A 20,318-nucleotide genomic window follows, 5' to 3' on the forward strand; every position below is an offset into this window, starting at 1 on the left:
TTGTGCTATCGACATTCTCTAGCTGCGAAGCCAGAATGGAGGCATGATATCCCATCTGGACCGGGCGCCTGGGTCGGCGTGCGGGCCCACTCCCAGGCTGCACTGACTTGTCGAACTGGAGATTTTCCACTGTCGTGCGGCGGACGACCAGTTTCGCTGGCAGGACGAATACATACGTCAAGCAATGATCTGCCGACGTTCATTGTTCTTCGTGAGACTCTCCAGCTACGTGCATTGCCAGCATTCTCGCTGCTGCCTCGGCCAGATTTCGCTGCACAAGCTGCGAGTCACCTTCGGGCAGCGTGTCCGGCTGCGCTAAATGCATCGTAATCATCCACGATAGGTGCCAGCCTTCTGTATGGATGGGAGTAAATCCAAGAGAGCCATCGTCAATGTCGCATAAATCCCAGCCATCGCTATCAGCAGGCTCCTCGGGAGGTCCTACATCCCGTTGTACGCGGGCCATCAGTTCGTACTTCGCCGGCGTCAATCCACCGGCATCCAGGCGAAGCGGCGATGCCAATGCGTGTGAGCAACATAAGCACGCCGGACCGGCGTACGCAAATCGCATCCCACTCGACCCGATCAGTCATCGTTGCCTATCGAGGTCATAGTCGACGCCTGAGCGCGGCGGCTCTTGCCAGCTTGACCAAGCAGCAGCCATGGAGTGTGCGAAGACGGCACTCCCGACGTGAGCGCGTCCTCGTCTCGGCTAATGCGACTGTTTAATGATAATTATTGGCTAATAAAGTCGACCAATTATTTCATTTGATTCGAACAATCTAATCTGGAAAGACGAGTGAGTATCACATGGCAGCCGGCATTCACTTGAGTGGAAACCTTCGAGATTGCCATCGCTACGAGCTTCGCCGGGCGAAGACATATCGTTGGATATGGGGCTCTGCGTTCATAACGCACACTTCATAGAATCTTTCGTCAGATCAATAGCTTAGCAGTGGTTTGGCTGAGATATCCACAGCTTTGCTAACAAAAACTGGGGATAAGTTGCGTACGGCCTGCGGTATTAGACGAGGCGATTCGACCCCTCGTCGAATACAGAGAGCGTGCCGGCATCATGAAGTGCGAATTCTTGAGAAAAAACGCGAATCATCTCAAAACGACCGTGCCGTTGTTAAAGCTGCTGCTCACCGTTATATGGTTTTACTCTATGCCTTCGCAGAATGGCATAAAGCAATCACTATTATGTGGATAATAAAGCAAATCTTCATTAGAATTCGACAAGGAGTGTATCTACGAGAGCATTACACGCGGAATGTGGTTCGATGAATAGGGGTTTACTTGATGGATATTCCTCTCTCCGACGAGGCATGGCAACGTGTTAGCCATCTGTTGCCACACGACGCGAAGCAGCGGTTTGGTCACCAAGCTCGTGATCCACGGGATGTTCTGAACGCAATTCTTTGGGTTATCACTCAGAACGAGAAATGGCATCGGCTGCCCACATACTTTCCGCCATCACAGACGTGCTACATCAAATGGTTACAATGGGAACGGGCCGGTCTTATGGCCAGGATACTCGACAAGCTGCAGGTCTGCGAAGGCTGAAAAAAATCAATATCGCGAAGAAACTGGCACTTGCGAAGCGTGGATAACTGGATCGATTGACTGGCGGGAATGTCCCTGCGGTTGCCAGACAGCGAACGAGTCCTCGCGGTGGAGGACTCGTTCATCGTTCTTGCAGGCGTTGATCCGTCTCGCGTCAGAATTGGTTGGCGGAAGAGTGTGACATGGTGGCTGACATCGATAGCTACCCCGCGAGAAATTTCCGAAACAACTCCGGCTGTCTATCCTGAAGAATTGTCGACATGTTGAGCGACGCGGGGAGGGCAGGCTCCAAACGGCTGCATTGGAGTAAATCGAGAGACTGCTCCGAGTTGAATTAAGCGTGACGTCGGCTGGTCCAGCCATTTTTGAATGTCGCTCGCTCAGCTTCGGGCTGCATTGCAGCTGCTGCCTTGCGCAGCGAGCTGCACTCGCCTTCGGCGCGGCCGCAGTGTTCTGTTCAATTGCCGCTAGCTCGAGGGCTCTTCCGACGGGCAAAGAAGGCTTCCTGTGCCTCTTTCTGCGCAGATGTTCCCCAAAGCGCGCCTACACCTCGGGCTTCCGCGTCTAGTCCTGCTGCGCGACCATCGTATATCCCGATGCGAACGACTGACTTCAACGTCGCGAGGGCTTCGCCCGAATTCTGTGCGATCAGATTCGCAAGCATGAGCGTGTGATCGAGAAGTGCGCTCGCTTCGACTACGTCGTTGGCCAGCCCCGCATTGAGCGCCCACTCAGGAGAGACGGAATCGCCCACGAACATCATCCGCAGCGCCCGCGATGGACCGATGAGCGCAGGCAGCCGCTGCGTGCCGCCCCAACCAGGGAAGCTCGCAAGCGTGATTTCAGGTAAGCCGAGCCGCGCAGTGTCCGCGACGATCCTCAGGTCGCACGCGAGCGCCAGTTCGAGGCCGCCGCCGAATGCGACGCCGTTGATGGCGGCAATCGTCGGCTTCGGAAATGCCTCGATACGGTCGAAAATCGCCTGACCCCAGCGCATATGCGCGTACGCGTCGTCGGGCGAAAAATCGCGCTGCTCGTTGATGTCCGCCCCTGCGGAGAATGCCTTCGTGCCTGCGCCTGTCAGCACGACGACGCTCGTGTGAGCGTCGTTGCCAAGACTGACCAACGCGTTGTCGAGGCTTTGCAGTAGCGGCTTGCTGAGCGCGTTCATCCGCTCGGGGCGATTGAGCGTGAGTACGGTAACCGCACCGAAACGTTCCTGCCTGATTGTTTCCATGATGATTTTCCGGTCAATGTCTTGTCGCCAGTTAGCCGGCCAATGTCTGCACGAGCGAACCATGCGCGCCGTTTTCACGTTGTTCGTGCTGATCCTTGATGTCGCGCAGCGCCAGCAGCGACTTGAGGAAATAATAATCGCCGTAGATCGTCGATTCGTCGATGCCCAGGCCGTGCGGCAGATCCGCCGTTGCATGCGCGAGTATCGGCGCGCGCTCGTCCCGTATCAGGCAGTGCGAGCAAAGCGCTTTGAGCATCGTTTCGGCGAGGTCGAGATGACGCGCGTCTGAGGTCAGATCCCAAAGCCGGATAAGGCCATACGCGGTGATCGCGCCGGCCGACGAGTCCTTGACCGCTGAAGCGCCTGCCGAATAATCCCACGGCGGGATAAAGTCTTCCGGCAGGCGCTTCTCCACATAGCTCGCGACGCGCTGTGCTGCCGCGAGATATTCCTGCGACCCCGTCATATCCGCCAGCATCGCGAAGCCGCCTAGAGCCCAGCCCTGTCCGCGAGACCAGGCGCTCGACGCATCGAGTCCCTGATAGGTATCGCCGGCAATCGGCGTGCCGTCAGCGGGGTCGAATTTGTACACGTGAAAGACCGAACCGTCGACGCGCTGATGGTTGGCGAGCGCGGTTTTGGCATGACGATGCACGACGTCGAGGAGGCGCTCATCTGCGCCATGATTGACGGCCCATACGAGCAGCGGCAGATTCATCAGCGTATCGATCAATACCGAACCCGACCAGTCTTCCCCGCCGAAGAAGCCCCAGCCGGGAATAAAGCCGCCTTGCGGGTTGAACTGCGTAGCGAGGCTATTGGCTGCGCTAAGCGCGGCGTTGAAATACCGTTCGTCGCCCGTGATCCGCCAGCCTTTGATTGCGCTCGGATAGAACATGAAGCCTAGATCATGGTTGACGGCGTCGGCGGCGCGCGGCAGGAGCCGGTCTGTGAGCGACGTTGCAGCTGTCAACAGTGCTCTGCTTTTTTGCGCTTCATAACCCAGCCAGAGCAGGCCCGCCCAGAATCCGCCGGTCCATACGCCATCGGGCGTCGTGCACCATTTTCCGTCCTGCGTGATATGCGGGAAGTCGCCGCCCCGGCTTGCCTGGGCGTCAACCTTGTTCACGGCCGCTTCAATGCCGTCGGTCAACCAGTTGCTCATATCTTCTCCTCGTACAGGTGCGTCCCGGCGTGTCGCTGAGCCGGGATAAATGTGTGACAACGTTGTCACTCTGAGGGAATTTCTCAACGAAGGCAAGTCCCATGAAATTGACGTGACCCACTTGTTTGCCGCAGGGGAATGGCTTTTATGACGGGTTCTGCCGATAAATTAGGGTTTACGAGAGCATTAAATTATCGACTGCCTCGTTGACAACGATGCCAAACAAGACCTATCTTGTCTGCAATCGTTGTCATAAATCTGTCCAGTCATGCACTGCGCTTTTTCGCGTATCGCGGCCGATTCGACAGCAAACCAAAACACAAGGAGACAAGACATGGCCGCAACACCCCTTCCTATCAAGCGATGGTGGATTATTCTGCCGGTCGCGTTCATCACGTACAGTCTCGCGTACCTCGATCGAGCGAACTACGGCTTTGCGGCAGCGGCGGGCATCGATCACGATCTCGGCATCAGTCGCTCGACTTCCTCGTTGCTTGGCTCGTTGTTCTTTCTCGGCTATTTCTTCTTTCAGATCCCCGGAGGCATGTACGCGGAACGGCGTAGCGTACGTCGCCTGATCTTTTTCAGTCTGATCGCGTGGGGCGGACTCGCTGCTCTGACGGGTGTCGTTACCAGCGTCCCGATGTTGATGGCCGTGCGTTTTGCACTAGGCATCGTCGAGGCGGCAGTCATGCCTTGCATGCTTGTGTACGTGTCCAACTGGTTCGTGAGGCGGGAGCGCTCGCGAGCGAACACGATCTTTCTGCTCGGCAATCCTGCGACCATCCTCTGGATGTCCGTTGTTTCCGGCTATCTCGTGCAATCGTGGGGCTGGCGCGCAATGTTCATTGCGCAAGGTTTGCCGGCGGTGCTGTGGGCGTTCGTGTGGATCGTCGTCGTACGCGACAAGCCTTCGCAGGTGAACTGGCTGACCGATCAGGAAAAGACAACGATCGAGAACACACTGGCGGACGAGCAGAAGGATCTCGCGCCAGTCAAGAATTATCGTGATGCGTTCAAGACGCTCGCGGTATGGAAGCTCGCGGGCGTACTGTTCTTTCAAAGTCTCGGCTTCTACGGCTTCCTGTTGTGGTTGCCGTCTATCCTCAGACACGGTGCAACGTTGAGCATGGTCAACACCGGGTGGCTGTCCGCTGTGCCGTACTTCGGCGCCGTGTTGTGCATGCTGCCGGTCGCATGGATGTCAGATCGCATGCAAAACCGTAAGCTGTTCGTCGCGGTGCCGCTCGCGATCGCAGCCCTGTCGTTCTTCGCGCTGTATTTTGTGGGCCCATCGAATTTCTGGCTGTCGTTTGCCCTTTTGACGCTTGCCGGCATCTCCATGTATGTGGTGTTCCCGCCGTTCTTCTCGATTGCGCCTGAGGTCCTGCCGCGCACTGTGGCAGGCGGAGCGCTAGCACTGATCAATAGCGTGGGCGCCTTGGGCTCGTTCCTCGGCTCCTACGCAGTGGGTTATCTGACCGGCCTTACTGGCGATCCTGCGACCTCGTATCTGTTCATGGGCGGCGCATTAATCGTAGCCGTCGCGTTGGCAAGCAGCGTGCGACGCGTTCACGCAAGTTCATCGTTGCCGCTTGCAACGACCTCTGCGTCGTGACCCAACGTTAATCTGTCGTTTTCTGGAGAATGTAATGCTTGAAGGTATGCGCATCGTCAGCTTTTGTCACTATCTACAAGGGCCGGCATCCACTCAGTATCTCGCGGACATGGGTGCGGACGTCATCAAGATAGAGGCGCGCGACGGCGCTTACGAGCGGCACTGGTCCGGCGCGGGTGTGTTCATTGAAGACGTCAGCGCATTCTTCCTCTGCGCCAACCGCAACAAACGCGTCATCGCGCTCAACCTGAAGTCGCCGGAAGGCATCGAGATCGCGATGAAGCTGATTGACGAGGCGGATGCCGTGGTCGAGAACTTCCGTCCTGGCGTGCTCGATCGCCTCGGTCTCGGCTATGACGCGGTGAAGGCGCGCAAACCCGACATCATTTACGCTTCGGCAAGTGGTTTCGGCGGGTCCGGCCCAATGCGCGACATGCCCGGTCAGGACCTGATGATTCAGGCGCGTACCGGGCTGGTGGCGGCATCGGGAGGCGGAGCGACGGCGGTCGGCGCCGCGATCTGCGACCAACACGGCGGCGCGCTGCTCGCAATGGGCATTCTCGGTGCCTATGTGAAGCGCATGAAGACTGGGCAGGGCACACGCGTCGAAGGTAATCTGTTCAACGCGGGCATTGATTTGCAGGCCGAAGCCATTACCAACTATCTGACCGCCGAAAAGAACGCGACGGTGTTTGAGCGCGATGCGCATCTGTCGACGTGGTTTCACCAGGCACCCTACGGCATTTATCGCACGGCGGACGATCGCGCGGTAGCGATCTCGCTGAACGATCCGACCGTGTTTGCCGAAGCACTCGACGACGACGGCCTGCGTGCGCTCGCCCATTGCAATCCGTATGAAGAGCGCGATACGTACGCGCGCGCGACGGCGAGCGCGGTGAAGCGGTACAACCTCGACGCATTGGCCGCCGCGCTCGATGCCAAAGCCATGTGGTGGGCACCCGTGCAGGACTATAGCGACCTGCGTGACAACCCCCAGGCGAAGCACAACCGCGTATTCGAAACCGTCGACATTCGCAGTGGCAAGGCGACTCTGATCAATCATCCGCTGCGTTACGATGGGGAAGTGCCCGCAGTGCGGCATCTGGCGATCGAGATTGGCCACGATACGCGGCAGATTCTGGAAGAACTCGGCTACGAGGGAGAGCGGATTCAGTCCCTCGCGGATGCGGGCGTGGTGTCTGGACGTGGCCTCGCGCAAGCGGCCGTGTCGGCTTGATGCCGTCGAACACGGCGATGAGCGATTTTTACCTGAGCGCGGGCGACACGGTGTCGCTCGAAAAGCGCGTTAGCGCCGATGCCATTCGTACGTTCGCAGATGTCAGTGGCGACCATTCGCCGAATCATGTCGACGAGCAGGCGATGGTCGCGAGCGCTTATGGCCGTGTAATCGCGCACGGCACGCTGATGGTGGCGTATATGTCGGCGTGCTCCACGGCAATCGTGGAGCGCGTGGGCGGTGTGCGAGAGAGCGAGACGCCGGTGTCGCTCGGCTACGACCGCGTGCGTTTCCTGAAGCCTGTTTTCGCGGGCGAGACTCTCAAGCTCGACTATACGATTCGCGATGTCGACGCGGAACGGCGCCGAACGGTGGCGGATATCCGTATCGTCAATCAGGATGGCCAGCTGGTTTGCGTGGCCGAGCACATTCTCAAATGGGTGGCCGTTTAATGAATGCAACAGGTCAAGTAACGAATACGGTGGGCCGCTATTTCGACGATCTGAATGTGGGCGATTCGATCGACCTGGGCGGCGTGACGATCACCGACGCGAGCATCGTCGCCTTCGCGGGCGTCGGCGGCGATTTCTACGAGGTTCACACGGATGACGAAGCGGCGCGCGCGCTCGGTTTCGAGCGGCGCATCGCGCATGGCCTGTTGATTGTCGCGCTGGTCGATGCAATGAAAATGCGTTGCGCGTGGCGTCTGCAAGCGGTCGCCACGCTTTCGTTGACATGGGATTACAAGCAGGCGGTGGTCAGTGGCGACCGCATCACCGCGACGATGCGCGTGGAATCAAGGCGCGAAACGAAGCGCGCGGACCGTGGCATCGTTGTATTGGCGATCGACGTGTTCAATCAGCGTCGCGAGTGCGTGCAAACGGGCAAGATCACGACGATGATGGTGCGCAGAAGCAATCAGTAGATCGATGGCTGTGTGACTGATTACGAGCTGCGTAGCTTCGAGGCGGCCGGCTGACCGGTCGTACCGCGAATGACGAGTCGCGCTTCGAGTTCGACCTTGTCGAGCGGCGACTTGCCTTCCAGCATATCGACAAGGAAGCGCGCAGCTTGCTCGCCCATTTCCACTGCGGGAACCTGCATCGTCGTAAGCGGCGGATTCAGATGCGCGGCGAAGTCGAGATCGTCGAAGCCTGTGATTGACAGCTCGCGTGGCACCGCAATACCCGCCGCCATGCATTCTGCCAAACAGCCGAACGCGAGAATGTCGCTCGTGCAGATAACGGCTTCCGGGCGCACTGCAAGATTCAGGAGCTTTCGCATGCCGTTGCGTCCTGCCGTGATCGCGTACGGGCCTTCTATGATACGTTCCCGGGCAATCGCGAGGCCATGCTCCTTCAATGCTTCCTCGACGCCTTCGATACGCGCACGCACGCGGTCGTTGTCCTTGCGCACGCCAGTGAGCATGGCGATCTCGGTATGGCCGAGACTCAGTAGATATTCGGTGACCTGCTTCGCCGTACGCTTATTGTCGAAGCCCACACAGGGATGAGTTGCTTGGGGCGTATAGACGTAAGTGTTGATATACGGAACGTTGCGCAGACTCAGAAACTCGTAGAGCGCACGGTCGTGTGCGTCACCCACCAACACCACGCCTTCCGCGCCGCGTTCAATCATAAGTTGAGTTTGCTCCAGTTCTTTACGGGCCTCGAAGCCGGAGGTCGTTACGATGAGTGAGTAACCGTCCGTGGCGAGTTGGATTTCCAGCGCATTGGCGAGGCGCGCGTAGATGGCATGCTCCAGCGTAGGGAGCACGGCACCGATCATTCGTGTGCGGCGGGAACGAAGCGCACGTGCTGCGTTGTTAGGGGTGTAACCAAGTTTGCGCACCGCCGCGAGCACTCGCTGCGCAACTTCATCGCGCACGACGTGCGGCGTGCGTAGGACGCGGGACGCCGTGGAAGCGGAACATCCAGCTTCGCGAGCGACATCATTTAAGCTAATCGGGGCCATGGATCTTGCAATCGTTGTCTGAATTTAGGTAGCCATGTCATGAAAAATCGCGCCGCAATGAAACGCTGCCATGTGGCCAGTACAAAGACATTGTGGCGCAAATTGATTAAAGAGTACCACGAGAGCGCGTCGCATTCGCCCGATTTGGCGAGCAGGTATGACAACGTTTTCACCACGACGGCGCATGGCGCGCGTGCTTGGCGTCGGTTGGCAGTGCATTTGTCTGAGAGTCGATCATTATGGATTCGAACATCCAGAGCCGCATCGAGTCGACACGGTGATCTCGCCGGCTGCTGGTCATAGCGGAAGCTGGATCAACGCTCATGAGCGAAAGTCTGCTGAGGGAGCGATGCGTGTAATGGGCGGCGACTTATCGCGCGCTTGATGCGAAGCACGGCGTGGAGCGCACTACATGGCTCGCAAACTGACCACGTTCGGGGCGCGTGGTCAAGCTCATGCCGCTCCACTTCGTGTCGTTTGTGAAGAGCACCAGGAATGACTCCATGGACGCAGAAATGATGCGTGAAGCGGTATCGCGCCCTTCGATGCACTTTGTCATCCCCAAGCTCAACACGTTAGGAGGGCGGTCAGACGCGATTGCCATCGTGGCGCGGAGAGTGAGATCCAGGGAGAAACGAGATAGATTCAGACAGGGCCAACTGTGGAGTGTGGAATCAGCGTTGCAGGAACAGGAGTAACTCCAGATTCTCCCCGGCGACTGGCGACAGTTCGAGTTATGGCTCGTCCAGCGCAGAGCTACGATTGGATCGATTTCAGGTCTCAATTTACTAGCCTAGCGCGCAGTAGCGCTTGCTTGGTACTCGCACAGCGCATTGCGACCTCTCGCTTGCATTGTGCTCTACGCAGAAAAGGCAGGTTTTGAGCGCGTTCCAGAAAACCCTGTTACTTTGCACTTGGCGGATAAACCTCCAGACTGTTGTTCTTGCTCCCGAACAGTCGTCCGCCGGCCTTGTAACCCCGGTATCCAGTGTGTCCGCTGGATACCGGGTTTTTTTGGTCAACCGTGCCATGGACGTATCCGAACATCGTATTCGCGAGAGATCTTCCGTTGAGAAAAAGGTTTTGTGGAACGGCCCATGCCCCAACGTAAACAAGAGATAGACGAGCAAAAAAGCTGCGCTTAGTGTAGGCAACATCGTCAAACTATTTGACGGATGCGCCAGTCTCACATGTGGCGCATCGTCGCTACATCAACCTGGCAGAGAGTATTGTACGTGGCGCACCGTAGCTGTCTGTTATCGCAAATCTCATTGAGTACAGGGTGAGTCCGCAGACTGACCATGGGACGCGTCACGTGTGAGGTGCTTTTTGGAATTCCATCTGGCGCAGAATGAAGCGCTGGATCTTGCCGCTGGGCGTCTTTGGCAATGCGTCGACAAACTCGATTGCACGTGGAAATGCGTGTGCTGATAGCCGTCGCTTTACGTGCTGGCTCAGTTCGTCGGCCAGCGTAGGGCTAGCCCCATAATCCCGCGACAGTACAACGAACGCCTTGACGATTTCTGTGCGTTCGGCGTCCGGGACTCCAATGACTGCTGCTTCGCAAACGGCCGGATGCTCGATCAACGCGCTTTCAACATCGAATGGGCCGATGCGATACCCCGATGAAGTGATTACGTCGTCGGCGCGCCCGATGAAGCTGATACTCCCGTCGGGTTCCAACTCGACATTGTCGCCGGTACGGTAGTAGCCACCTGCGATTGCTGGTGTCTCCTGACGCCAGTATCCAGAAAACCAGAGGAGCGGCGAGCGTGCGATGTCAATCGCGAGCTCCCCTGGCTGGTTCGACGGAAGTTCGTTGTTATCGTCGTCAAGCACTGCAACGCGATAACCTGGCATCGCAAATCCCGCCGAGCCGGGCTGCACGGGATGCAAGAGTCCGTGATGATTGTTCACTACCATGCCGAGCTCGGTTTGACCGTAATGATCATGGATGGGCGCAGAGATTGCCGAATCGAACCAGCGGACGACCTCCGGGTTCAGCGGCTCGCCCGCGCTACTGACGACACGCAGTCTTCCTTTGATGCGTGCGACGACGTCCGCACCCCCCGCCATCAAATGCCGATATGCTGTCGGAGAGCCAGCAAGGCTGGTGACGCCCAGTCGCTCAATGATGTCGCACGTGCTTTCGACGGTGAAGCTGCCTTCGTACAGCGTAGTTGCGTGGCCGAGCATCAGCGGTCCGATGATCGCGTAGTAGAGTCCGTAGGCCCAACCTGGGTCGGCAATGTTCCAGAATCGATCATCAGGACGTAGGTCAACGGCGTCACGCATATAGGCGCTGAATGCCAGCAAGGCCCGCAGTGGTACCGGCACGCCTTTGGGGAGTCCCGTTGTACCTGACGTTGACATCATAAGAAACAGGTCCGTGCCCTTGCGCATTACCGGCTCGAATGTCGCAGACTGCGCTTCAAGCGCGTCGCGGAAATCGATGTCTCCCTCAGGCAGACTCTCGCCAGACTCGAGTACTGTCCCGATCTGAGGGCAACTGATGATACCGGCGAGCTTGCCCCGGTTGGTTGTGTTGGTAATGACAAGCTTTGCGCCGCTCATGTGCAGTCGGTGCTCGATCGCCTTTGGTCCGAAAGCAGTGAAAAGCGGTTGATAGACCGCACCCGCGCGCCACGTGCCGAGAATCGTGGCAACAAGCTCGGGCGTGCGCGGCAGAAGGCCAGCCACCACATCGCCGGGCCTTATGCCGTGTGCAACCAGCAAGTTGGCTACGCGTGCCGAAAGCGCCTGCATCTGCGCGAAGCTGAAACTACGATGATGACCAGTCACGCCGACCCAGTCGAGCGACGTTGCGTCGTTGGTTGCGTATCGGTCGCAACATTCGACGCACGCGTTCAAGCCGCGCTCGAGATCACCGCACAGATGCGCGACGGCCGTTTCGATGCTGAACCCGGCCACCGCGTCGGCATAGGCCGGCACGGAACGGATAACTTCTGCTTGCATGGGGGTGTCTCCATATTATTTTCTTCATGATTTTCGCACTAGTACAACAGACCTATCTACGATAGTAGACGGCTCGAACCTTACGATCAACGATTCATGCAAACTCCCGGAGAGGCCGGCCGCACAAGATTTCACTGTGCGCGCGAACCACTGATTGCGAAGTCCGTCGTCGACGCGGGCTGAAGCATCCGGGCCCGTAAATCTCAGTCCACGCAAGCTGCGCCGCCGTTCATGCCGTGAAAGATCAACGACTGCAGTCGGCGCCGGTTTCGTGTGAGGGACTTGCTGTTCGAAGCGGTGGGCGCGCGCTCATTCCAGGCAAACCGTTGGGACGTTTGAGAGGTGGGTTGCGAACGCACAATTTCTGCATCGCTGGCAATGGTGTCGTGGGGAGCGCGCATGCCGAAGCGTTGATATACAAGCAGCATCGCATCGAGACGCTCTCAGCGAAATGTTCCCTGAATAAAGCAGGGGCAAAAATTCGCGTCGAAAAGGTGCCCGGAAGCATCTCTGGAGACGTAAGGAGCATCAACGAGCAGGCGTTTGAGTGGGGGAAACCGGGAAGCGACCCGAATGATGAAGAGGGGGAAATCAGCACGGCTCGCTACGCAAAGCCGGGCGTGTAGTAAACCGACCGTAGCCACGAAAGCTGTTGGCGTGTCAGAGCCAGTCATCGGGACTTCGACATCGTCAAGCGTAGATCGTTTCTTCGCCACGACGATCATAGTCCCAGCTTGACGCAGCTTCGGCGATCAAGGTTTCAGCAAGATCGGCAACGCGCGAATAGTTACCTCCAGTAGAGAAAGTTGAAATCTGTTGCGATCCCAGGACGACATCTGCGTCTTCACCGCGCGGCGTTAGTGTCACGGGGAGGATTACGTCCGCGATTTCGTGCGTCGCATCGAAGAAACGCACACCGATAGCGAAGAGCAGTTTTTTGCTTCGAATTGTCGCCAAATCTTGCGTTGAATTCACCTCTACCCACGAGTCGTTCCGTAGATCCATCAGGTAGATGGTCCCAGGTGATGTTGCCGGAACGCCTTCAGGAAATAGTCGCGCCTCAACTGCATTGAATAGATTTTGAGCAGCTAATCGCGCAACTTGCTCAGTCAAAGATAAGATCGAGACATGATGCTGGATCAATGCGTCGATATTTTCATATGGCATGGGTCTTCACATGTCTTGGTTGCGAGCCATCTCGATTGATCTGCCTGAAGCGAATAAATTGCCGAACTATTCGTCGAGACGCAAATAATTGAATTGTGCTGTAAACGAAGAATACGATGGCGCCAGTAGTTGGACAAGCATTTCAGTTGCGCTCAGGCACGGTCGCCCTTGTGCTGCAGCATGAGGTGCAACGCACCCCGGCTTGCGTTAAGCACATATTTCGCCATACGCGTATTCCCAAATGGCGATGCGCTTACATCCTAGGTAACAGTCTGATCGTCTAGATTATAGGATTATAAACATAATTCAACGAACAAAATTCCGTTTTGTAGAACCTCGGCCTGCGGCCGAGTAGCTTTTGCTATGGGGACTATGCTACTGTCCAACATATGTGAATTTGTACAGTATTGAGCATTGTCTGTTGTGTACTGGAGCACCGTACTTTTGCAACGCCCTATGACCAAATTCGGCACAAATATTCCCGAGTATCCAATCGCTCCGCCTGCCCGTCACAAAGGACGGGGCGCAGTATCCAACATGCAGGGCCGTTATGAGGTCGACCAGCGGGAAGCGGTCGACGACGGCTGGACCTCCTCGTCCGAAGAAGAGAGCGGACGGCCTGCGCTACGAACGCAGGTGTTCGAGGAACAGGCGAAAAGCATCTTGACGCACAATCGGTCGCCGGATATTGCGTTTAAAGTGTCGCTGAACCCCTATCGCGGATGTGAGCATGGCTGCATATATTGCTTTGCGCGTGCAACGCATAGTTATCTGGGGCTGTCTCCAGGCTTGGATTTTGAAAGTCGCATCTACGCAAAAATTAACGCCCCCGAGCTGCTCGCGCGCGAAATGGCGAAGAAGTCATATGTCCCACAACCAATTGCACTGGGCGTCAACACGGATGCGTGGCAACCAGTCGAGCGCGATCTGCGGCTGACGCGGCGGGTAATTCAGGTTATGAGTGAATACAACCAGCCTTTCGCGGCGATCACAAAAAGTTCACTGATCGAGCGTGACATTGACCTGTTGGCGCCGATGGCCGAGCGTGGTCAGATGATGGCCGCAATCACAATCACTACGCTCGATGCCGATATCGCGCGCACGCTCGAACCACGCGCAGCCACTCCAGCAAGGCGCCTACGAACGATTCGCACATTGAGTGAAGCGGGCATACCGGTCGGCGTAAGCATAGCGCCGGTAATACCATTTATCACCGAGCCAGACCTGGAGCGTGTTCTTGAGGCCTGCGCGGAAGCAGGTGCGAAGAATGCGAGCTACATTGTTTTGCGCTTGCCGTGGGAAGTCGCTCCATTGTTCAAGGATTGGCTGGCCACGCATTTTCCAGATCGTGTGGAGCGCGTGATGAATCGCGTACGCGATATGCGTGGTGGCAAAGATTACGATTCATCGTTTGGCGCGCGGCTAAAAGGGGAGGGTTTGTGGGCAGATCTCCTTAAGCAGCGCTTCGCCAACGCCGCGCGGCGGCTGGGGCTAGAGATGCGGTATCACGGGGCTCTGGATATGTCGCGCTTTCAGCAGGTCGAAGCACAACGTTCGGTGCCGCAAGACGTGTCGCAACTCAGCCTGTTTTGACCGGGCAGATCGCCGGCAGGTAGCGCCAAGGATTTCCTTTCCTGCCGGTCGCACGTGGCAATCATGGTCTGACAGGCAGAGAGAAGGGCCGCTGGAACGAAACGTTTTCCCGCAAGGCAATCAGAGTTGTCATCACACGATTGTCGCACTGAGCGATTTTTTGACTTACTCAGGAAATTCTTCGCCACGGCGCCGGTCGAAGTGTTTGAATGGGAAAGGGTGCCCGCCTAGCGGGGACCTACCAATTGGTCGGGACGATAGCCGAGGAAAACCTCATGTGCCTGGAGCCACAGTGCGTTGGGCGCATGTGACGATGAGCGGGAACGGCGGCGGCCGGTAAGCAGTCTGGTTGTGTCGCTTGCATCGCTTGGGGGAAATCGCTGCGCATTGCTAGCCAACGACCCATTGTGGCCGATGATACCGCCGGACTTTGCGATGACGCGGATATGAAAGGAGCCAATCATCAATGGGGAGCAGTCAACGAGGGCCCTGGCCGTCGGGGGTGTCGCACCATGCCACTCCAATAGACCACCGAAAAATTGCATGCGGCATGTCCGAGATGGATCGCGCAACACACATCCCGCCGCAAAGGTATCGTCCTCGAGCATAATTGCCCAAAAATCTCCCGCCAGCAGCTTCCGATTCGAGTATGGAATAAACGGAATGCGCTTCGTCGCCTGCATTAGGTGTTCCTTCGAGTCGTGGATTTTCCATCGGCAGGGAGCGAGCATATGGCTGCCGCTGATGTGCCGTTGGACTTCAAATTGGGGCATGGAGAAAATATCGTTGAACGCGACTTCACGCGTCAATAGAGATAGATAAATTTGTTACTGCGTAACGTCTGTGATGTAGGACGCGCGGCTGCTAACAGACGGCAAGGGTGATCTTGGGACCGAGTAGGAGATTCGGTCTGATGTGCTGAAGCCGCGCCGATCTCACTACAGCGGAACGTCTGCTCGCCATCTCGCATGTATTTTTCAACCGGGTCCCGTACTTGACGCGAACATGGTGCCTTCCTGACTTCGTTAGTCAGTAGATTTAGCAGAAGTCGGAGGCTGCCCAGGCCAGGAAAGAACCAAGTCGAGGCTGTTATACCTTATGCCGCAACATTTCTCGAAACCAGTTCGCACATACCTCGGTCGCTTGACGACGGGCAGAGGCGCGCTGCGGCCGCTTTGCTTCCTCACTGGCAATGCGCCCGAACGCTCGCGCACATTGTCGATGTCGCCTGATGAAGAAGGAGCAGACCTGGTGGCCGGCGCGGCGGAATTTCTTGTTGTGTGCAAAAATCTGCGCGCGCGGCTCAACACCGATAACAACGACAGCAGACCGAATCCATATGAGTGACGAGGAGTAGACAGTTGACTCAGCGAATTTCCGCTTTTTTTACCCAGGTGGTGCACCGGGTTTTGCCGGACCCCCTGATTTTTGCCATCCTTTTGACCGTTGTGACCTTCGCGCTCGCGCTTGGTCTGACGCCAAGTGCTCCCTCCGACCTCGTGATGCTATGGGGCTCTGGGTTCTGGAACCTGCTTGCCTTCTCCATGCAGATGGCGATGATTCTCGTAACCGGTCACGCACTGGCGAGCTCAGGCCCAGTGAAGCGGATGTTGGTTGCACTGGCGAGCTCTGCGCGTACACCTGGCCAAGGGGTGATGCTCGTGGCGTTTGTTGGCGGCGTCGCTTGCGCCATCAACTGGGGGTTTGGCCTGGTCCTCGGCGCGATGCTCGCTCGAGAGGTCGCGCGACGTGTTCCGGGGACAGACTATCGCCTCCTCGTCGCAAGCGCCTACATGGGATTTTTGACGTGGCATGGTGGCCTGTCTGGATCGGTTCCGCTCGTGGCGGCAACCAAGGGCAATCCTATGGAGAAGACAGTCGGTCTGATCCCGGTGTCGCATACCATATTTACGGGCTACAACGCTTTTATAACTATCGGTCTCATCGTTCTTTTGCCGATTCTGGCGAGACTCATGATGCCGAAACCTGAGGACGTTATCACAATTGATCCAGCGCTTTTGCTGGATCCTCCGAGCGTTGAGCGCAAGCTTCCGCCTGATGCGACGCTGGCTGAACGGATGGAGGAAAGCCGCGTGTTGGCGCTGCTGGTGGCGGCGCTCTGCGCGGTGTTCCTGGTCATCCGATTTATAAAAAAGGGCTTTGTCCTCGACATCGATACAGTCAACCTCGTATTCCTTGCGGCCGGTATAGTTCTTCACAAGACGCCGATGGCCTACGCTCGTGCTGTTGCCGGAGCAGCGAAAGGTGCCTCCGCTATCATGATTCAGTTCCCGTTCTACGCCGGCATTCAGGCGCTTATGGACCACTCTGGTCTGGCCGGCGTTATTACGAAGTGGTTTGTCGACATCGCGAACGTGCACACATTTCCGCTTCTGGCGTTCCTGAGCTCAGCACTTATAAACTTCGCGGTACCGTCGGGCGGTGGACATTGGGTCGTTCAGGGGCCGTTCGTTATGCCGGCAGCGCAGGCGCTTGGTGCAGATCTCGGCAAGTCAGCTATGGCGATTGCTTATGGAGAGGCGTGGACAAATATGGCGCAGCCGTTCTGGGCGCTGCCTGCACTGGCTATCGCGGGTTTGGGTGTTCGCGACATCATGGGCTACTGCGTCACAGCGCTGCTGTTCTCCGGGGTAGTTTTCGTCGCAGGCATGTACCTATTCTAGGAAAATCCGGCGGCTTGTCTCGCGAGAGGCTGGCCGCCATGCAGTCAGTACATGTGCATGCAGTTAGTCGAAGCGTAGTGCTATCCGCCATCTCTAACATCGTGTCGAATCTCTTCGAGGCCGGACGTATCGCCGAGGCTGAAAAACAGGTCCGCGCAACGGCTGCGTTTCCTGTCTTCAATGCCTTAAAGACTGGCTGGAATTTGTCCAATCGCCACGTCGTCAGGTATGCCTTTGCTCGAAATCTGACGGAACAGGTTCCAAATTGTCCTTATGTGACACGTCGCCATCGCGTTCGATGCCACCATGGCATGAAGATCCCTGCGATCGTCAATATGCTGGGAGAGAGTCAGCAGCACGAACAGACGGTCAGGCGTTCTTGGCGGCAGAAAGGCGGTCTAGTTCGGCTGCTAGCGCGTTGACATACGGATCTGGCATGTTGCAGTTCAGCAAAGAAGACTGCAATTTTCGCACGTAGTCTACGTTGGTTCCGATGGGACCCGAGGCAGCGGAAATGAGAGGAGCGATGTGCGAGACGTCCGAATTGGACTCGTGATACGGGTGAGAGGGATCTGCTACGAAGACGAGTGCCTTGATTTTACGCTCATCGACAAGAGTGACGTCTGCCCAGGTCGGGCTGTACGCGCCAGTCACCATTTCTCGGATCCAGATCATCCGGAGTTCATCGTCAATGCTTTCTTTTGGCAGACGTAGGGCAACCCCGACCGTGAATCCCCCGGGCTCAAGCGACAACATTCTCCCTGGAGCCTCGGCGGTTCCTCGACCTCCGATCGTACGTAGGCAAAAGCTTCGGTGCCATCCATGGAGGGTTGCCCTTTCCCTGGAGTCGTATTCAAAAAGAGGATTCCAGATTAATGACCCGTATCCGAAAAGCCAGACTTCACCTTTAGCCGGGCGTGATTTCATGGCCAAACCAAGCGACGCATCAATTTTCTCGAGAGACCACAAGATGTCTTCGGGAACGCCCGCGAAAGCCTCAAGGTATGCCCCCGACAGAATCGATTTTCTAGATAGCACTTTCGACTCCGACATCACTCAGTTCCTGTTGCTGTCATTGACGTTGAGGATATCGCAAATTGGTAACTAGGGTTCGCAGTCGTGCACGTGGACAGTGTTCAGACTTGAACATCGCGTTTGAAACGAGTTGCCGATCACGCTCAGAGTTCAGAAAACGTCCGGCGTGCGCGGATTAGCGTCATCGGCCAGACCGAGTGCAGTCGCTATATTTCCGGGACATAGCAGGCGTCGATTGCACACACAAAAGCAGCTTCGCTAGCAACTATTAGCGAACAGTCGTAGCGCCATGTGTCGCCGGCGCATTTGATATCTACCTGGCTGATGCCAGCTCAAGCGGCAATCGGGATCGGCGCCGTCCAAACCTCGTTGCAGACGCAGAGTAAAACAAACGACAGGGGTAAGGAGAATAGTGAGCAGCGAAGCCAGCTTCCGCTAATTTTTTGAGGCGAATCAAGAGTGTGCCCATGAGGAGAAACAGCTCTCGCGCATCATCATCGTGGCGATGACGACGCCGTCTTGCAGAAGAAATTCCCGTTCTTCACTCGCCCAGCGCTGCGTCCATAGGCTGAGGGCGAGGGGCAATCAAACCGTTTCTGTGTTCACGACGTCCTGTGTCCGCTCGATAACGCATACGTGGAGCCGTCGGATTAGGGCGCGAACCCCTCAGAACGCTATTTCTTGCTGCGCGCCTGTTTCGGTTTTTCAACGATCCAGATGCCGGAGCTTCCGCGTCTATGGCTTCCAACAAGGTGAGTGTCAACGATGCCTATGGCCTCCATGAGAGCGAACATGTTCGTCGGTCCAACAAATTTGAATCCCCGGGCGCGAAGTGCCGCGCTCAGCTCAGTAGATTCCTTCGATGATGTAGGAATATCACTAAAGTTTTGCGGCGCTAGTGTCGTAGCCGGTTTGAACGACCAGATGAACTTGGCAAGGCCGCCGTCTTCGCGTAGGCGAAGGGCTGCTGCCGCGTTACTGATCGTTGCAGAGATTTTCGCGCCATTGCGAATTATCTCGCTGTTCAACTTCAGCCTCTGAACGTCCGCATCGGTGTATCCGGCCACGATATCGGGGTCGAAGCCATCAAATGCGACTCGGAACGCTTCACGTTTTCTTAGGATCGTTGCCCATGAGAGGCCGCTCTGAAATACTTCAAGAGAGAGCCTCTCAAACATCCCGCGCTCGTCGTGGACGGGCATTCCCCATTCAGTGTCGTAGTACGTCTGTAGCATGCCTTCAGTGGCCCACGCGGGTCGCGCGAGGCCATCTGATCCGACAATTGGGCCGTCAGGGTTTGCCGGGATAGCTAGGTTGCTCATAAGTGAGGGTGGGTAGCCTGAAAGGTTGCCTGAAGAATTGACAACGGGTTCCGCTGCGTGAGCGATGGCGACGTGGGTCAGGATGATTGCGACCTGAGAATTCTATCAAAGTGTGCCTGTCTCACGCTCGCGGAAGTCCGGATGTGCCGTGAACGAATCTACGCGCCATTTTTGAATACTGCATCTATACTTGATATATTTAGGGAGCATCCGATTCGACTCATGCCCGAGGGAAAACGAGAGGATTATGCCCAGCAATCTGGCGCTACTGGGCTGCTTTGCAGCAGCCAGGAAGAGGCGATTTCTCGGATGCGAGACAGTATTTTTTCACTCGACGGGGAGATAAGATGAAAGTTTGGAACATTCGCGAGAGCAACCCTCACGGCGCATTGCTGGACGTAGTGACGTCTTCTGACGAAAAAACCGCCAAAGATGTTTGTGCTGCCTGGGCGGCATCCGCTCAGGCCAAATACATTTCGCACATGCATGCGGTTGCTGTCGCCGCTCCGCATTACGAATGATCCTGTTTTACAGGGGACACCTGAAAACCGACGCCCACGGAACGTACTGTTCGTAGATTTGTGATTCCAGAGCAGTCGAGTGAATCGGTCCAGGGCGTCGCTTTTTATGGCAGGCCCAAGGCTCACGGACCAAGGTCAGTGAGCCTTGGCGAGCGTGAGTCGACTACCCAACATGGTGCGATGTCGATTAGAGCTCCGACGACGCAACGGGGAAATCTCCGGC

General features: G+C 56.7%; 17 protein-coding genes. 10 read left to right on the plus strand and 7 right to left on the minus strand.

Annotated elements, in window-relative coordinates; genetic code table 11:
* Positions 1–1,302: 1,302 nt before the first annotated feature.
* Positions 1,303–1,566, plus strand: a complete 264-nt coding sequence (locus P3T16_RS26750) for a transposase (RefSeq protein WP_429344564.1) — start codon at positions 1,303–1,305, stop codon at positions 1,564–1,566.
* Positions 1,567–2,023: 457 nt separating this feature from the next.
* Here the strand turns inward: P3T16_RS26750 and P3T16_RS26755 are convergent, their stop codons facing one another.
* Positions 2,024–2,803, minus strand: a complete 780-nt coding sequence (locus tag P3T16_RS26755) for an enoyl-CoA hydratase/isomerase family protein (RefSeq protein ID WP_429344565.1) — start codon at positions 2,801–2,803, stop codon at positions 2,024–2,026.
* Between the two features lie 31 nt (positions 2,804–2,834).
* Positions 2,835–3,968, minus strand: coding sequence for a glycoside hydrolase family 88 protein (locus tag P3T16_RS26760; protein ID WP_429344566.1), 1,134 nt, complete (start codon positions 3,966–3,968; stop codon positions 2,835–2,837).
* Between the two features lie 334 nt (positions 3,969–4,302).
* Between P3T16_RS26760 and P3T16_RS26765 the strand changes: the two genes are divergently transcribed.
* From P3T16_RS26765 to P3T16_RS26780, 4 genes are read left to right on the plus strand one after another with little or no spacing between them, the layout of a single operon-like run.
* Entirely contained in the window at positions 4,303–5,586 is a 1,284-nt protein-coding gene (locus P3T16_RS26765; protein ID WP_429344567.1) for an MFS transporter, read from the plus strand.
* Between the two features lie 34 nt (positions 5,587–5,620).
* Positions 5,621–6,823 (plus strand): CaiB/BaiF CoA transferase family protein, encoded by a 1,203-nt coding sequence (locus P3T16_RS26770; RefSeq protein ID WP_429344568.1) that lies wholly within the window; start codon positions 5,621–5,623, stop codon positions 6,821–6,823.
* A 17-nt stretch (positions 6,824–6,840) separates the two neighbouring features.
* Positions 6,841–7,275: a MaoC family dehydratase gene (locus tag P3T16_RS26775; RefSeq protein ID WP_429344569.1), complete on the plus strand. Its 435-nt coding sequence runs from the start codon at positions 6,841–6,843 to the stop codon at positions 7,273–7,275.
* Positions 7,275–7,748 (plus strand): MaoC family dehydratase, encoded by a 474-nt coding sequence (locus tag P3T16_RS26780; protein ID WP_429344570.1) that lies wholly within the window; start codon positions 7,275–7,277, stop codon positions 7,746–7,748. Before P3T16_RS26775 ends, P3T16_RS26780 begins: the two co-directional genes overlap by 1 nt.
* Positions 7,749–7,768: 20 nt before the next feature.
* On the opposite strand, the gene P3T16_RS26785 is transcribed toward P3T16_RS26780, so the two are convergent.
* Positions 7,769–8,797: a LacI family DNA-binding transcriptional regulator gene (locus tag P3T16_RS26785; protein WP_429344571.1), complete on the minus strand. Its 1,029-nt coding sequence runs from the start codon at positions 8,795–8,797 to the stop codon at positions 7,769–7,771.
* A 1,311-nt stretch (positions 8,798–10,108) separates the two neighbouring features.
* Complete coding sequence (locus P3T16_RS26790; protein ID WP_429344572.1) at positions 10,109–11,773, minus strand: acyl-CoA synthetase; 1,665 nt, start codon at positions 11,771–11,773, stop codon at positions 10,109–10,111.
* 347 nt (positions 11,774–12,120) lie between these two features.
* Between P3T16_RS26790 and P3T16_RS26795 the strand changes: the two genes are divergently transcribed.
* Positions 12,121–12,399 (plus strand): hypothetical protein, encoded by a 279-nt coding sequence (locus P3T16_RS26795; RefSeq protein WP_429344573.1) that lies wholly within the window; start codon positions 12,121–12,123, stop codon positions 12,397–12,399.
* Between the two features lie 64 nt (positions 12,400–12,463).
* On the opposite strand, the gene P3T16_RS26800 is transcribed toward P3T16_RS26795, so the two are convergent.
* Entirely contained in the window at positions 12,464–12,940 is a 477-nt protein-coding gene (locus P3T16_RS26800; protein ID WP_429344574.1) for a hypothetical protein, read from the minus strand.
* A gap of 456 nt (positions 12,941–13,396) precedes the next feature.
* On the opposite strand from P3T16_RS26800, the gene P3T16_RS26805 reads away from it, so the two are divergent.
* The 3 genes from P3T16_RS26805 (at position 13,397) to P3T16_RS26815 (ending at position 17,217) form a co-directional block, all read left to right on the plus strand.
* Positions 13,397–14,533, plus strand: coding sequence for a PA0069 family radical SAM protein (locus tag P3T16_RS26805; protein WP_429344575.1), 1,137 nt, complete (start codon positions 13,397–13,399; stop codon positions 14,531–14,533).
* Positions 14,534–15,631: 1,098 nt separating this feature from the next.
* Positions 15,632–15,880, plus strand: coding sequence for a hypothetical protein (locus P3T16_RS26810; RefSeq protein ID WP_429344576.1), 249 nt, complete (start codon positions 15,632–15,634; stop codon positions 15,878–15,880).
* 14 nt (positions 15,881–15,894) lie between these two features.
* Positions 15,895–17,217 (plus strand): TIGR00366 family protein, encoded by a 1,323-nt coding sequence (locus tag P3T16_RS26815; RefSeq protein ID WP_429344577.1) that lies wholly within the window; start codon positions 15,895–15,897, stop codon positions 17,215–17,217.
* A 369-nt stretch (positions 17,218–17,586) separates the two neighbouring features.
* On the opposite strand, the gene P3T16_RS26820 is transcribed toward P3T16_RS26815, so the two are convergent.
* Entirely contained in the window at positions 17,587–18,270 is a 684-nt protein-coding gene (locus P3T16_RS26820) for a gamma-glutamylcyclotransferase (RefSeq protein ID WP_429344578.1), read from the minus strand.
* Positions 18,271–18,926: 656 nt separating this feature from the next.
* Positions 18,927–19,574 (minus strand): DNA-3-methyladenine glycosylase I, encoded by a 648-nt coding sequence (locus P3T16_RS26825; protein WP_429344579.1) that lies wholly within the window; start codon positions 19,572–19,574, stop codon positions 18,927–18,929.
* 347 nt (positions 19,575–19,921) lie between these two features.
* Between P3T16_RS26825 and P3T16_RS26830 the strand changes: the two genes are divergently transcribed.
* Complete coding sequence (locus P3T16_RS26830; RefSeq protein ID WP_429344580.1) at positions 19,922–20,095, plus strand: hypothetical protein; 174 nt, start codon at positions 19,922–19,924, stop codon at positions 20,093–20,095.
* The last annotated feature ends 223 nt before the right edge of the window (positions 20,096–20,318 follow it).

The organism is Paraburkholderia sp. GAS42, assembly GCF_050436565.1.
Classification (GTDB): domain Bacteria; phylum Pseudomonadota; class Gammaproteobacteria; order Burkholderiales; family Burkholderiaceae; genus Paraburkholderia.